Here is a 14,528-nt window from a genome sequence, read left to right as displayed (position 1 = left end):
CCGCCGACCGACATGACTGGGTACGAATGGGAGAACGCTCGACCATGACCGCCCCCACCACAACACTTCGCCGCGCACCGATTCGTACCATGCGCATCCCGGTCCGCTCGTCGGGGCGTGACGCCCTGCTCGTCGGGCTGTTCGGCACCCTGCTGACGCTGGCCTGGTCGTGGCAGCCCTCTCTCTGGTTCGACGAAGCGGCGACGGTTTCCGCCACCATGCGTAGCTGGCCGGAGCTGGGCCGGATGCTGGTGAGCATCGATGCCGTGCACGGTCTGTACTACGCCGGAATGCACCTCTGGCTCGACCTCGTGGGCTACTCGCCGTTCGCGCTGCGCCTGCCGAGCGCCGTCTGCGTCGGGGTCGCTGCCGCGCTGACGGTCATTCTGGTTCGCTCTCGGGCCGGCCGTCGCGCCGCGATACTCGCCGGCGTCGCCTTCTGTCTGCTGCCCAGGGTGACATGGATGGGCGCCGAGGGCCGGTCGTATGCGCTGACCGCCGCACTCGCGGTGGCGCTGACCCTGATCTTCCTCGCCGCGTGGCGCCGCGGGCCGGCGCCGCGGCGCATCCGCGTGCTCTGGTGGACGCTCTACGGCGCGGTCGCCGTTGTCTCCACCGTCACCTTCATCTACCTCGCCTTCCTGGTCGGCGCCCACGGGCTGACCGCGCTGTGGACGGTGTGGGCCGGCCGGCGGCGGAACCGGGCCGCCCGCGCATCGCTGTTCGGCTGGATCGTCGCCTCGCTCGCCGCCGGGGCGCTCTTGGTGCCGTTTGCCCTGGCCGTGGTAGGGCAGTCCGGCCAGGTGAGCTGGATCGCCCCGATCAGCTGGGGCAGTTGGAACGGCGTCTTCGTCACCCAGTGGTTCTACCTGAACCGGCCGTTCGCGGTGGCGGGTTGGGCCCTGATGGTTGTCGGCGTCGTCGCCCTGGTCGTCGCGGCCCGCCGGACCAGGGCCACCGGTTTCGCGCTGTCGCGGGAGCAGTCCCGAAATCCGTCGCTACTGGCGATCGCGGTACCGTGGCTGGTCGTGCCCACACTCGGGGTCATCGTCGCGTCGGCGATGGCGACGCCGCTGTACTCCCCTCGCTACCTCACGTTCAGCGCGCCGGCGGTGGCCATCCTGATCGGGGTGGCGCTCGACCTGCTGCGGCGCCGCTGGCTGATCGTCACCGCCCTCGTCGCATTGGCCGGTCTGGCCGCTCCGCAGTTCGTCGCACAGCGACAGCCGGAGGCCAAGCAGAATTCGTCCTGGAGCGAGGTCGCCGACCTCATCAGCACAGAGCGGGCCGCGCGTCCCGACGACACTGCCGCCATCATCTACGGGCCGGTGCGCCAGCATCCGGCGGCGACAACCCGGGTGATCGCGTATTCGTATCCGGATGCGTTCGAGGGGCTGATCGACGTGAAGCTGAAAACCCCGGCCGCCCAGACCGGCGGGCTGTGGGAGACCCGGTACCCGCTGGATGCCGTGACCGACCGGTTCGACGGCGTCGACGCGGTCTGGTTGGTGACGAGCGACAAGCAGGACTGGCGCCCGAGCGTCACCGCCAAGCTCGGCACGCTCGGCTATGCCCTCGACGAGGAATGGGGCCTGACCGGCGTCAACGTTCTGCGCTACGTGCGCTGACCGTTCCTGAGCGCGGCGGGGATGCGGGTCAGCGCGCCCCGCCACCGGTCGAGCGCGCCCGGACCGGCGCGTCGCACCGACACGACCACGATCAGCACCAGCGCGATGCCCAGCGAGACCCTGCTGACCGTGAGCGTGGGCACCAGCAGACGCACGGTCAGGGCGAGCGGAATCGCCAACCACTCCCACCGACCGCTGAGCGCGATGAACGGCAACAGCAGCAGCGCGTACCAGGGGTACCGGGGGCTGAGCACCAGAAGGGTGCCGCCGATCATCACGAGCTGGCCGAGCCAGGGACGCTCGGGGTCGGTCTTCCAGATGGTCAACGCGGCCAGACCGGCCAGCAGGATCGCCGCGACGACGATGGCCGATCCGCCCGGCGCGATCAGGGAGACCAACGCGAATCTGGACCCGTCCTCGTAGCCCTCCTCGGTGAGGTAGCCGGGCAGGTAACCGAGCACGCCGATGCCGGTGGCCAGCACATACGGCAGATACAGAAGCGCGAAGGTCACGATCGCCGCGACGACGACCTTCCAGCCCTGTCGTTTGAGCATGGCAGGCGCGGCGATGGCCGGGATCAGCTTGACCCCGATGGCCATCCCGAGGAGGATGCCGCCGCGGACATACTTCGCGCTGCTGACCCAGAACGCGGCGGCGACGACGAAGGCCACCCCCAGCAGATCCACGTGCGAATTGGTGACGCCCTCGGTCGCGACCAGGGGGCACCAGGCCCACACCGCCGCATAGCGCTGGTCGATGCCGCGGCGGCGCATGCCGACCAGCAGCATCCCGGTGATGCCGACGCTCAGCAGCAGACCGGTCAGCTGCAGCGGCCAATAGCCCGCGTCCGCCCCGACGACGGCCCGAACGGCGGCGAAATAGATTTCGGCGGCCGGCGGATAGATGGTGGGCACCGTCGTCCGGTTCAGCGCCGAGCAGAGCGGCAGGCCGGCACCCCGGTCCACGGTCTCTATTCGTTCGCCCACGCAGTCCGGCCCGCCGGCGCCGGACACCGGCGCCGGGAACAGCCAGTCCGGCCGCAGCTCGTCGAGTCTGTCGTCGGCGGGCACATAGGCGTACGGCGAGATGCCGGCGTTTTGCACGATGCCGTCCCACGCGTAGCGCGCGGAGTCGGTGCTGGTGTTCGGCGGGCCGACCATCGCGGCCCCACCGATCAACACGGATCCGGCGAGCACGAGCACCACGACGGCCCGGCCCCGCACCCTCCGCAGGACCACCAAGGCCGCGGCGAAAAACAGCCAGAGCACAACGGTGCCCAGCAGCAGAGGCACGGTGTCCCGGTGCGGCCTGAACAGGTCGAAAGCCAGCACGATACCCGCCGTGAGGGCAGCGCTGGCGGCCAAGAGGACCGAGACAATGGCAATACGCACCCAGCCATCCTCCCGCACCCGTCGACGGGCGCCCCGACGGGCTGGTGGCGGCGTCATTGAACCGTAAGGATTACCGAGGCTCCCGGCGTCGATGAGGTGGTGGAATGGACTATGCGCCGATTGATGTACGAGGCTAGGGCCCAGCTCGCCTCTCCGGTGCGAAACCCGCGGATGGCCACCGTCATCGGCCGCCTCCTCGGACTGGCCTTCCTGCTCTGCTTCGGCACCGGCCTGTACAGCCATTTCCTGCAGCAGCCACTGCCGTGGATGACCTTCCCCACCCGACCTGTCGGCCTCTATCAGGTCAGCCAGGGCACCCACATCATCGCCGGGATCGCCTGCTTCCCGCTGCTGCTGGCCAAGCTCTATGTGGTTTTCCCGCAACTGTTCCAGTACCCGCCGGTCACCTCGTTCGCCAACTTCCTCGAGCGGGCATCGATCGCGCTCTTCGTGGGCGCCTCACTGGTGGAGATCACGATCGGCCTGCTCAACACGTACCAGTGGTACCCGTTCCCGTTCCCGTTCAAGCAGGTGCACTTCGCGCTGGCCTTCGTGATCGTCGGCTCGCTTCTGGTGCACATCGGCGTGAAACTGCCGCTGATCGCGGCGCACTGGCGAGCCGAACCGGCTCCCGGACCCGAAGAACGCCACCCCGTCGACACCGTCGAGGCAACGTCAGCCGATGACGAGGGGTTGTCTCGCACTCGCGGCCTCACCGGACGGGTGCTCGCCTACATCGACAGCACCCCGGAGCTCCCCGCCCGCACCAGCCGCCGCGGGTTCCTGGCCACCGTGGCGCTGGCCGTCGCGGCCGTCGTCGGGCTCACGGCCGGCCAGACCTTCGCGCCGCTGGACGCCGTCAACGTGTTCGGACCGCGCAAGAAGGGCGTCGGCCAGCAGGGCGTGCCCGTCAACCGCACTTCGGCGCAGGCCAAGGTGGCCACGGCGGCCCTGTCGGCCGACTGGGTACTCACCCTGGCGGTCGGCGACACCGAACGTTCGTTCAGTCGGGCCGACCTGGCCGCACTCCCGCAGACCGATGTCGACCTGCCCATCGCCTGCGTGGAGGGGTGGAGCCAGATGGCCGCCTGGCGGGGTGTGCGCCTGCGTGACCTCGTCGACGCTGCCGGCGGCTCCCCCGAGTCCGACCTCAGGCTGATCAGCCTGGAGCAGCGCGGCGGCTTCAAACAGACCGAGATGGGCAGCGAGTACGTGCGTGACCCGCTCACCCTGGTCGCCCTCGAGTTGAACGGCGAGATCCTCGACCTCGAGCACGGCTATCCGGCGCGCATGATCGCGCCGGGCCGGCCCGGCGTTCTTCAGACCAAGTGGCTCAGCCGGATCGAGGCGATCGACGCATGATGACAACATCATCCCCGGCCCTGCCATCGAGCCGGATGCGGGCGGCGCGAGTGGTTCTCGTCGTCGTCGGCGCGCTCGGACTCGCCTTCGGCGGGTACCTGATGGTCGACACCGTCGCTCTGCGGCGGCTGCCGGGAGTCGCTCTCTGGATCGGCGCGGCCATCGTGCTGCACGACGCCGTGATCTCGCCTCTGGTCTTCGGGCTCGGAGTCCTCACCCGGCGCGCCGGGCACCGGCTGGCCGGCGCCATCATCGTGACCGTTCAGGCCGCCATCGTGCTCGGGTCACTGATGACGCTCATCGTGCTGCCGGCCATTGCCGCGCAAGGCCTGGGGCCCAAGAACCCCACCATCCTGCCGTTGGACTACGCGCGGAACCTGGGCCTGTTCTGGCTCACGCTCGCCGTGGCCAGCGCCCTGATCTCCGTATGGCTCTACGTGCGCACCAGGCGGGCGAACCAGCGGCCGTCGCGGATCCAGTCCTGATCCACCCGGAACCCCGCCTCTTCGGCGCGCGCCCGGAGCGGCACGATACCGATCTCGGCCCACGGGAACACGCCACTGCTGCGGCCCTGGGCGTCTTCGAGGGTGCCCTCGAAGGCATGGTCGCGATCGGGATCCTGGCTGACCTCGACCACGAGCGCGCCGTCTGCGGCGAGAAGTTCGGCGCACCGGGCCAGCAGCGCCCCGGCGTCGCCGCCGATGCCGATGTTCCCGTCCAGGAGCAAGGCCGTGCCCCAGCCGCCCTCGAGCGGCATCGGGGCGAAGACCGAACTGTTGAGCACCGTGAGGCCCGCCTCCGTGGCAATGCGCACCGCGGTCGGGGATACGTCAACACCGAGGGCCGACAAGCCCAGGTCCATGGCCGCCCGAACCATCCGGCCCGGGCCGCAGCCGATATCGAGCACCGGCCCGGCGGCGCCGGTCAGCACGTCGAGGTCGGTGGCGTCGGCGCCCGCGCTCCAGCGGCCGGCATCCATCGGAGCCGCCGCCGGGGCCTGCGCCGCGGTGTTGCGCAGGTACAGCACCGCGGATTCGTCGCGCAGTGCGGCAGCGTATGGTTCGGTGCCGCCGGAGCCGAACGTGGGGTCCGCCTCGAGACCGGCGCGGCCGGCGAGGAGCGTCATCGGGTCACCTCGCTCAGCTGGAGTGCGCCGAAGCCGGCCAGTGCAAGCGCGAACCGGCTGTGCGGGGCGAGAGCGGCCACCACGTGGGCGTCCTCGATGTGATCCACGTCGGTGAGGGTCGGCAACAGGCGCACCCGAAGCCCCGCGGCTCGGAGCCGGGCGAGCTGGTGCATGCCGGTGTCACTCTGGGACATCGGCACGCCGCGGATCAGGTCGCCGTCGGGGTGACGCAGGCCGAGGGCCCAGAATCCACCGTCGGCGGCGGGGCCGAACCAGGCGTCGACGTCGTCGGGCCAGTCCTCGAACAGCGGGGCGAGCACGTCGGCGGTCACCTGGGGGGTGTCCATGCCGATCAGCACGGCAGGTCCGGTGCAGCCGTCGAATATCGCGCCGAGGCGTTCGTCGAGGCCACCGGCCACCTGGGGCAGGATGTCGTAGCCGGCGGCGGCGGCGGGCGCCACCGCACCGTCGAACGCAAGCACCCGACGTGTGGCGGGCAGCGCGGCGACAGCGGCGAGGGTGTCGTTGAGACTGGCGGAGGCCAGCTCCGCGGCCTGCTCGAGGCTGAGCGGCGGGTGCAGCCGGGTCTTCACCTTGCCGGGCAGGCATTCCTTGGCTATGACGATCAGGGTGGTCATCGTCTGGCCTCCTTCAGGAGCCGCGACATATCGGTGATCGCCGTGAGGGTGCCGCGCACTGTGCCGGTGACCTTGCTGCGGCCGACCCTGGGAGCGTACGGGGTATCGACCTCGCGGATGCGCCAACCTCGTGCGGCGGCCTTGAGGAAGACCTCCAGCGGGTAGCCGCTGCGCCGGTCCTGAAGGTCGAGGGACAGCAGGTCGTCTCTCCGGGCGGCCCGCATCGGGCCCAAGTCGTAAATGTTCACACCTGTTGTTCGGCGCAGTCGCCAAGAAAGAGTGGAATTGGCTATCCGGGCGTGCACGGGCCACGATCCGGCTGTCGTCGGACGGCGCCGGCCGAGCACCAGATCGGCTTCGCCGGCTCGCACCGGGTCAACCACGAGTGGCAGGTCGCGTGGATCCATCGACGCGTCGGCGTCGCAGAACGCCACGATGGGAGCGGTCGCCCGCAACAGCCCGGCGTGCGCGGCCGCACCGAACCCCCGACGGGCCTCGGTCACGACCAGGGCCCCGGCCGCCTCGGCGATGCGCGCCGAGTCATCCGTCGAGCCGTTGTCGACAACGATCGCCCGGTACCCCTCCGGCAGCCGGGCCAGCAGCCAGGGCAGCGCCCCCGCCTCGTTCAGGCACGGCATCACGACATCGACCAGGTTTTCGCTCACCCCTCGACCCTAGGTCGGGGGGCGTGCCGACACTCCGCAGCAAACGTTACGGACTGGGGAAATATCTGTGGCAGAGCCGCCGCGGAGCCGGAGCGCCTATCCTTCAAGGGTGAACCCCTCGCCGACGACCGGGCCCCCCGACACTCAACGCCGCATTCTGGTCATCGATGACGACCCGACGGTCTCCGAAATCGTCTGCCGCTACCTGGTGGCGGCAGGATTCGTTGCGGATCGGGCACCGGACGGGCGCCTCGGCCTCCGCCAGGCCGAGGCCCAGCGCCCCGACCTCGTGGTGCTGGACCGAATGCTGCCCCTGCTGGACGGCATCGAGGTCTGCCGCCGCATCAAGACCACTTGGGCGATTCCCGTGATCATGCTGACCGCGCTCAACCAAGAGGAGGACCGGATCGAAGGGCTGGAGGCCGGCGCCGACGACTACCTCGCCAAGCCTTTCTCACCCCGCGAACTCGTGCTGCGCGTGCAGTCTGTGTTGCGCCGCACTGTCGCCGAACCGGCCCGCGGCGGGACCGTCGAGGCGGGACCGTTCACGTTGGACCTGGCGGCGCACGAGGTGCGGATGCACGGTGCCGCGCTGGTGCTCACGGCCAGGGAGTTCGATTTGCTCGCGCATCTGATCGGTCGTCCGCACCGGGCGCTGAGCCGGGAGGAGCTGCTCAAGTCGGTTTGGGGCTGGGACTTCGGCGACCTGTCCACCGTGACGGTGCACGTGCGCCGGTTGCGGGAGAAGATCGAGGCCGACCCGACCCGTCCCCAGCTGTTGAAAACAGTGTGGGGGGTCGGCTACAGGTTCGACCCCGAGCCCCTGGCCGCCGGCCGGGCCGGCGATCTGGACCCGGGAGTCCTCCGATGACGGTTCCCGGGCTGGTGAGTGTGCTCGTCATCGCACTGGCCTGCGCTCTCATCGTGGGCACCCTTGGGCTGATCAGCCTGCGCCTGCTCGCCAGATACTCGCTCGTGTTGCAGCTGGTGGTGGTGGCCCTGGCCACGATCGTGTCGGTGGTCAGCGGGATGGCCGCGGCCGCGTCGCTGATGTACGTGTCAGATCACGACCTGACGGTGTTCTACTTCGTCGCCGGGGTGGCGGGGAGCGTCTCGTTGCTGATGGCGGGTCTGTTGGGACGGTGGATCGCGCGGGACAGCCGGCACCTCACTCTGGCGGCGGCGAGCCTGGGCCGGGGCGAGCCCGTCACGTCCGCGGAGCGGCACAGCAATACCGAATTCGCGGCTCTGGCCGAGCAGTTGACCGCGACCGGGGAACGGTTGCGGGAATCCAGGGACCGTGAGGGCAAGATCGAGTCGGCCCGTCGGGAGCTGGTCGCGTGGATATCCCACGACCTGCGCACGCCGTTGGCCGGCATCCGGGCGATGGCCGAGGCCCTGGAGGATGACATGGTCGAGGATCCCATCCGCTACTACGTTCAGATCCGCGGCCAGGTGGACCGGTTGAACGGCATGGTCGATGACCTCTTCGAGCTGTCCAGGATCACGTCGGGCACCCTCCGGCTGAACCTGGCGCGGGTTGCGCTCTACGACCTGATCAGCGACACCGTGGCCGACCTCAGTCCCGTCGCGCGGGCAAAATCGCTTGACCTGCGCTTCGAGGGCGCCATGGGCCTGACGATCCTGGCCGACCCGCGCGAGCTGGCCAGGGCCGTCGGCAACCTGGTGATGAACGCGGTGCAACAGTCGGCGCCCGGCGGCACCATCGTGGTGTCGGTCACCGAACACACCGACGGGCGCGCCGTCATCTCGGTGCAGGATTCGGCCGGCGGCATCGACCCTGCGGACCTCGAGCGGGTGTTCGAGCCCGGTTGGCGGGGCACCGAACCGCGCACACCTGAGGCCGAGTCGGCGAGCCAGGGCCGCGCGGGACTCGGCCTGGCCATCGTGGACGGTATCGTGGCGGCACACCACGGCGAGGTCACCGTGCAGAACACGCCGGGCGGATGCCGGTTCGACGTGCTGCTTCCCCCGCACCCCGGGCCTGCCGGGGCGTGATCCCGGACGCGGGCGCCCGGCCGCAGGAGTCAGACCACGGCCGCCCGCAGCGGGGCCGTGGCGAATTCACGCATCCCCTCGTCGAAGCTCACCGACGGCGTCCAGCCGAGTTCGGTGCGCATCCGCTCTGACGACGCCGTGATGTGCCGCACGTCGCCGAGACGGTATTCACCGGTGACGACGGGGGCCGGCCCGTCGGCGGCCGTGCTCAGGGCCTCGGCCATGTCACCGATGGTGTGCACGGTGCCGCTGCCGACGTTGAACGGGCGGAAGGTTCCGGCCGGGGCGGTGCCGGTCCAGTCGATCGCGGCGAGGTTGGCCGAGGCGATGTCGCGCACGTGCACGAAGTCGCGGCGTTGGCGGCCGTCCTCGAAAACCGTGGGGGCCTCGCCGCGTTGCAGGGCGGACCTGAACAGGGACGCAACCCCGGCGTACGGCGTGTTCTGCGGCATCCCCGGGCCGTAGACGTTGTGGTACCGAAGCGCTGCTGCGCGGCCGGTGGTGCTGCGACTCCAGGCCGTTGCGAGGTATTCCTGGCCGAGCTTGCTGCTCGCGTAGACGTTGCGGGGGTCCAGGGGGTCGTCTTCAGCCACCAGCGCGGGTTCCAGCGGTTCCCCGGTGGCGGCGTCGGTCGGATCGAAGAGGCCGGCGTCGAGGTCCGCGGCGCGGCGCGGGCCCGGCCGGGCCACCCCGTTGGCGCTGCGGTAGCTGCCCTCGCCGTAGACGACCATCGAGGAGGCCAGGACCAGCCTGTCGATCCCCGCCGCGGCCATCCCCGCCAGCAGCACCGCGGTACCGAGTTCGTTGCTGTGCACGTAGTCGGGCGCATCGGAGAAGTCGACGCCGAGACCCACCTTGGCGGCCTGATGGCAGACCACGTCGATGCCGCGCAACGCGTGCGCGACGACCGCAGTGTCTGTGACGTCACCGACCACGAACTCCACTCGGGGATCGACCGCGGGCAGTCCGCCGTGCACGTCACGGCGGAGGGAGTCGAGTACCCGCACCCGCCAGCCACGCGTGAGGGCTTCATCGACGATTGCCCCGCCGATGAAGCCGGCGCCGCCGGTGACGAGGAGGTGGCGGCCGCTCGGGCGTCTAGCGCCCGGTGCGTTGCTGGTCTGGGTCACGGCGGGCTCCTTGGAGGACGGGGTCAGTGCGAGTAAACCGGGATGGCGGCGGCCAGCGGCCCGATCGGGCTGAGAGTGAACGACGCGGACTGGCCGTCACCGGTGTACCGGACCGACGCGGCGATGCCCGTTCCGCCGGTAACCACGTGGCTTTGGGATCCGGCCAGCGCCACCACGACGGATTGGCCGGCGGCCACGCTCACGTCGATGACCGACCCGGTTTCGGAGGTGATGGTCAGGTCGGTGTCCGCACCTGAGGTGTTGGCCAGGTGCAGGGCCGGCGACGGACCGTCGGCGACACTGACCAGGAAGTCGCCGTCCTGGGGCGCGGCCGCGGCGGACCAGGCGAAGTCGGCGGCGGCGCTTCCGGCCGTCGTGGTGACGGCCGCGGCGACCAGCGGCTGGTCGGCGTTCAGCTTGACCGTGTAGTTGCCGGCGACGACTCCGCTCAACGGGATCTCGGTGGCGATGCCGGCCTGAATTTCGACCTCGAGGGAGGTCCCTGTCGACGCGCCGTCCTCGCTTTGCACACCGACGCTGACGGTCGCGTCAGTGTCGCCGGGAACCAGCACGCGCACCGACGGGGTGTCGTCGGACACGGCACCGACATCGGCAGAGGCTTCTGCGCCCAAGGCGGTGACGGCGACGCCAGGGATGGTCTGGGTCGTGGACGGTGTGGTCGTCGGCCCGCTGAGATCGACCCCGCCGGGCTGGATGCCCCTGACCAGGCTCTGCTGCAGGGCCGCGGCGACCTGCCCACCGGTGGCCGTGACGTGCACGACCGGGGACCGCAGGTTGGGCGCGAGCCCGGCGAGGGACACGATCCGCTGGCTACCGGGCTGCACGAGGATGCCGGTGGAGCCGGGGGCATCCACCGGGCCGGCTTCGCCGTAGACGGCGAGGTCGACGGACGCCACGACGGTGGTGGGATTGCTCAGCAGCACGAGGCTGGTGCGGCCGACGTCGGTCGACCCGCTCACCAGCCAGGAGTCGCTGGACGCTTCGGTGCAGGCGGCCGCCGCCAGCCCGCCGACGGACTCGCCCGTCGCGGTCTGTGATTGGGAACCGGCGACGAGTGGGGCGTCGGTGGCGCCGGCCTCTACCGGCACGGTCAGCACGCTCGGGGCGCCGTCGCGTGGTGCCTGCGAGTTGTCTGTTGCGGTGAGGTCGGTGCGCTCTACGGGGACCTCTTCGGCGCCGGAGCCTGTGCCGCGCGCCGCGTACACGGCCGTGAACGGGCCGACGGACGTCGCGGCATCCGCCTGGGTGGAGTCTTCGGCGAGGGTGAGGAGGGGGCCGGGGCAGACCCGCAACTGGTCGCTCGCGACCGGCGTCACCAGGGTCGACGGCGGGTCGCTCACGAGGGAGGGCCAGGGCACGATCGCGGCACCACCGACGGCGACGACGACGACTCCGATGCCGATCAGGCCCGCGGCATACCTGGCGCCGAGGACGGCGACTCTGCGCTTAGTTGCCATGGTCTGAATCCTTCGGGCTGCTGGTGTCCGCCGACGGTAGGTCAGTGGCCTCGGCCGGCTCGGCCGGAGCTTCCGTCGGTGTCGGCGAGGCCGAGTCCTCGATGCTGGGGAGGACGCCCTTGGCGCGCCGGCCTGCCGGACGTTTCATGCGCCGGGGCCGCGCGGGCCGCGACGGACGCGCCACCCGGGTGGGCTTGGCCGGTTTGCTCAGGCGGGAGGCGCGTCGGATCGCTTCGCGGCGCGCCTGCCGGACGGCCTCTCTACCGGCCCCGGTCGGCACCGACAGGAGCACCGTCGCGCCGATCACGAACACGGCGATCAGGCCGGTCACCAGCCCGAAGATTCCGCCGGCATCAGCGGGGACCTGCCCGTTGACGGCGGCGTCGGTCGGCACGTCAGAACGCCACAGCCGGCCGAAAGCGGTATCACCGACGGGTGCCAGGGCGGCGTTGCCGTCGAGGGAGGTCGTGGTGCGGGTGGTCGTGTCGCTGGCCGCCTGCGTGATGCCGATGTCGTCACCCCACTCGGCGGGCTCGGCGGCGGCCGGCAGCAGCAGGACAAAACGAATGCCGAACTTCGCCAGGTCGGCCGAGGCGTCCAGTCCGCTCTGTGAGGCGAGGTTGCCCGCCAGGGTGGCCAGCTCGGTCTGTTCGTCGGTGAGAGTGCCGGCTGTGCTGTTCAGGGTGGACTGGGCGTCCAGGCGCACGCCGGAGCCCCGGACGATGGTGGCGAGGATGCCGCCATCGGGCTGCGGCACGATCTGCAGGGTGCCGACCCTGGGCTCGACAGCGGCCTCGGCGGTGACAAAAGCGGGCTGCGTGCGACCGATGCCCTCGTCGACGGCCGAGGTGCCGAGCGGGATCGCCCCGGCCAGCGGCAGGGAAACCACGGCCAGGGCCAGGGCCGTGACCACGAGCGGTGCGATGGCCATGCGGTGCAGGCCGCGGGCGGCGAAGACCACCGCTCCGACGAGACCAAGCCAGTACAGGCTGAGTCCGGCGCCGGGCCAGATGCCCACCGCCTGGGAGCCGAGCTCCGCCACCGACAAAGAACCGGCGAGAATGGCCGTGCCCAGCCCGAGCAGGGCGGTGACCAGCGCGAGCGCTGCGCCGCGGGCGCCGGGCAGGAGCAACGCCATCAGGGCCAGGACGGCCATGGGGATCAACAGCAAGGGAACCAGGTAGCCGGCCACGGCAGCGTCGCCGCCCCAGAGCGGCAGCAGCTGGGTCCAGCCACCGAAATCGCCGGCCGGGAAGCCGAGGATGAACTGCCAGGTGGGCACGGGTGCCGTGGGCACCGGAACACCGGGATCGGCCAGCAACGCCAACCAGTTGCCGCGCAGCGCCTGGTCCCACAGCAGGGGGATGGCCAGCGCGAGCGCCGGCAGGGGGATCCCCACGAATCGCATCACGCTGCGGCCGCTGACGAGCACGCAGATCAGCCAGCCCACCAGCAGCGCCGGAGCGAGGGACGGCGCGCAGGCGACGATCGCGGCGAACAGCAGAGCGGCCGATCCGGATGCCGACCAGGACCGCGCGGCGGCGAAACCGGCGAAAAACAGCCACGGCAGCAGCAGGTGCACGATGATGGCGGCAGGCCGGCCGGCCGCGAGAGCGGTGAGGAAGGTAGGCGAGAGCGCCCACAGCACGGCGGCCACGGCGCGGATCGAACCCCGGTGGGTCACTCGGGTCGCGGCCATCCAGGCGCCGACGGCGGCCAGCGGGAGGGCCAACAGGTACACGAGGACCATCGCGAAGGACGGTGACCAGAAGGTGATGGTGCCGAGGACGGCGAGCACCACCGCGAACGGGTCAGCCGCCCCCGTGAAGCCCAGGCCGATGTCCCGCCAGCCGTAGCCGACGTTGGCCCAGAGGTCGCCGACAGTAGACGAGAGCGGGAGCAGGCCACCGCCGGTGAGCGACTGAGCTCCGATCAGCGGTGCCAGGATGGCGACGCCGACCATGGCGGCGGCGAGCAGGGTCCAGGCCCCGCCGCCGGCGAAGAACCGGATTTCCGGGCGGTCCCCGCGGAGTCCGGTGAGGGCAGCTTCCCTGGTGAGGGCGTGCCGACGGCGCACTTCGGCGGCCGACACGCGCAAGGAGGAGATCGACGACCAGGCGAGTGTGCGGGTGGCGGCGAGCCGCCGCCGAGCGGTGAGCACCCTGCCGCCCTGGAAGGCGGCGGCGAAGGCTGCGGCGAATTCACCGAGGATCGACCCCGGTTCCTTGCGCAGGAGGTTTCCGATGGCGCGGAGGAAGGCGAGCGGGATCAGGGAGATCCAGTGCACCGGCAGCGCCCAGGCCGGGGCGTAGACCAGCCGTCGGTGCAGCTGAGCGGACCGTTCGGCGCGCGCCCGGCGACGACTGGCCCGGCCGCGGGAGGAACCGTCGGGGCCGGCAACGCCGTCCCCGGCCGAGCTGACCCTGGCGGCGGCGACCACGGAGACGCGGTGGCCCGCGAGGCGTACGCGCACGCAGAAGTCGAGGGAGTCGTCGACGATGGGAAGCGCGGGGTCGAAGCCGCCGAGTTTGTCCCAGACGCTGTGGCGCACGAGCATGCCGCCGGCGCTGACGGCCAGAACATCACTCATGCCGTCGTGCTGCTCCTGGTCGAGTTCACTCTCGACCAGCGTCACGGTGGCGCCGTACGGCGTCATCGACTCGCCGAAGTCGTGGATGTAGTCGTCGGCGACCCACTCCATGACCTTGGGCCCGGCCACCGCCACTGACGGCGCGACCTCCAGTGCACCGATGAGGCTCTCCAGGGCTCCGGGCTCCGGAGCGCTGTCCTGCGCGAGGAGCCAGAGCAGCTCGTGGTCGCCGGCTGGAGGACTCATCACCCGGGTGGCGGCGCTGATGGCGGCACCGAACGACAGGTCGGAATCCGCTGAGATGAGATGGGTGGGCCCGAACGCAGCCAACAGTTCCGAGGTGGTGTCGCTGGAACCGCAGTCAACCGCTATGACCGTGTCGGGCTGCCGGGTCTGGCGGCGGAGGGCCTCGAGAGTTCGCTCGAGGTGCGAGGCGCCGTTACGGGCGACGATGATGGCGGTGACTCTGGCTTGCATATCGGGAACAGCCTAGGTCGGTTA

12 protein-coding genes are annotated in these 14,528 nt (G+C 70.8%); 5 read left to right on the top strand and 7 right to left on the bottom strand.

From position 1 onward, the window contains the following. The first annotated feature begins 44 nt into the window (after window positions 1–44). A complete protein-coding gene (locus tag B7495_RS03230; protein ID WP_165787883.1) occupies window positions 45–1,628 on the top strand; it encodes a glycosyltransferase family 39 protein in 1,584 nt (527 codons plus the stop codon). Here the strand turns inward: B7495_RS03230 and B7495_RS03225 are convergent. Further along, entirely contained in the window at window positions 1,616–3,019 is a 1,404-nt protein-coding gene (locus B7495_RS03225; protein ID WP_134498829.1) for a glycosyltransferase family 87 protein, read from the bottom strand. The genes B7495_RS03230 and B7495_RS03225 overlap by 13 nt on opposite strands. Before the next feature lie 123 nt (window positions 3,020–3,142). On the opposite strand from B7495_RS03225, the gene B7495_RS03220 reads away from it, so the two are divergent. Both B7495_RS03220 and B7495_RS03215 read left to right on the top strand, forming a co-directional pair. Beyond that, window positions 3,143–4,381: a molybdopterin-dependent oxidoreductase gene (locus B7495_RS03220; RefSeq protein ID WP_240632373.1), complete on the top strand. Its 1,239-nt coding sequence runs from the start codon at window positions 3,143–3,145 to the stop codon at window positions 4,379–4,381. Beyond that, a complete protein-coding gene (locus B7495_RS03215) occupies window positions 4,378–4,866 on the top strand; it encodes a hypothetical protein (RefSeq protein ID WP_133160298.1) in 489 nt (162 codons plus the stop codon). The genes B7495_RS03220 and B7495_RS03215 overlap by 4 nt, the downstream gene beginning before the upstream one ends. Here the strand turns inward: B7495_RS03215 and B7495_RS03210 are convergent. Genes B7495_RS03210 through B7495_RS03200 form a run of 3 tightly spaced genes read right to left on the bottom strand, consistent with a single transcriptional unit; the run spans window position 4,815 to window position 6,810 of the window. Then, complete coding sequence (locus tag B7495_RS03210) at window positions 4,815–5,507, bottom strand: bifunctional 2-polyprenyl-6-hydroxyphenol methylase/3-demethylubiquinol 3-O-methyltransferase UbiG (RefSeq protein WP_088455303.1); 693 nt, start codon at window positions 5,505–5,507, stop codon at window positions 4,815–4,817. The genes B7495_RS03215 and B7495_RS03210 overlap by 52 nt on opposite strands. Next, window positions 5,504–6,145: a DUF2064 domain-containing protein gene (locus B7495_RS03205; protein ID WP_088455302.1), complete on the bottom strand. Its 642-nt coding sequence runs from the start codon at window positions 6,143–6,145 to the stop codon at window positions 5,504–5,506. Before B7495_RS03205 ends, B7495_RS03210 begins: the two co-directional genes overlap by 4 nt. Further along, complete coding sequence (locus B7495_RS03200; RefSeq protein WP_198414974.1) at window positions 6,142–6,810, bottom strand: glycosyltransferase family 2 protein; 669 nt, start codon at window positions 6,808–6,810, stop codon at window positions 6,142–6,144. The genes B7495_RS03205 and B7495_RS03200 overlap by 4 nt, the downstream gene beginning before the upstream one ends. Window positions 6,811–6,919: 109 nt before the next feature. On the opposite strand from B7495_RS03200, the gene B7495_RS03195 reads away from it, so the two are divergent. Continuing rightward, window positions 6,920–7,681 (top strand): response regulator transcription factor, encoded by a 762-nt coding sequence (locus B7495_RS03195; protein ID WP_198414976.1) that lies wholly within the window; start codon window positions 6,920–6,922, stop codon window positions 7,679–7,681. Next, window positions 7,678–8,829 carry a cell wall metabolism sensor histidine kinase WalK gene (locus B7495_RS03190; RefSeq protein WP_088455301.1) on the top strand — a complete coding sequence of 384 codons (1,152 nt, stop codon included), beginning with the start codon at window positions 7,678–7,680 and terminating at the stop codon, window positions 8,827–8,829. The genes B7495_RS03195 and B7495_RS03190 overlap by 4 nt, the downstream gene beginning before the upstream one ends. 29 nt (window positions 8,830–8,858) lie before the next feature. Here the strand turns inward: B7495_RS03190 and B7495_RS03185 are convergent, their stop codons facing one another. The 3 genes from B7495_RS03185 to B7495_RS03175 are packed head-to-tail and all read right to left on the bottom strand — an operon-like array spanning window position 8,859 to window position 14,504. Then, window positions 8,859–9,959 carry an NAD(P)-dependent oxidoreductase gene (locus B7495_RS03185; RefSeq protein ID WP_088455300.1) on the bottom strand — a complete coding sequence of 367 codons (1,101 nt, stop codon included), beginning with the start codon at window positions 9,957–9,959 and terminating at the stop codon, window positions 8,859–8,861. Between the two features lie 23 nt (window positions 9,960–9,982). Further along, complete coding sequence (locus tag B7495_RS03180) at window positions 9,983–11,437, bottom strand: DUF5719 family protein (RefSeq protein WP_088455299.1); 1,455 nt, start codon at window positions 11,435–11,437, stop codon at window positions 9,983–9,985. Beyond that, window positions 11,427–14,504: a glycosyltransferase family 2 protein gene (locus B7495_RS03175; RefSeq protein ID WP_088455298.1), complete on the bottom strand. Its 3,078-nt coding sequence runs from the start codon at window positions 14,502–14,504 to the stop codon at window positions 11,427–11,429. The genes B7495_RS03180 and B7495_RS03175 overlap by 11 nt, the downstream gene beginning before the upstream one ends. Between the last annotated feature and the right edge of the window lie 24 nt (window positions 14,505–14,528).

The organism is Cryobacterium sp. LW097 (assembly GCF_002205495.2).
Classification (GTDB): domain Bacteria; phylum Actinomycetota; class Actinomycetes; order Actinomycetales; family Microbacteriaceae; genus Cryobacterium; species Cryobacterium zongtaii.
Note: the sequence above shows the minus strand (reverse complement) of the source record. Positions and strands in the feature narration are given on the sequence as shown.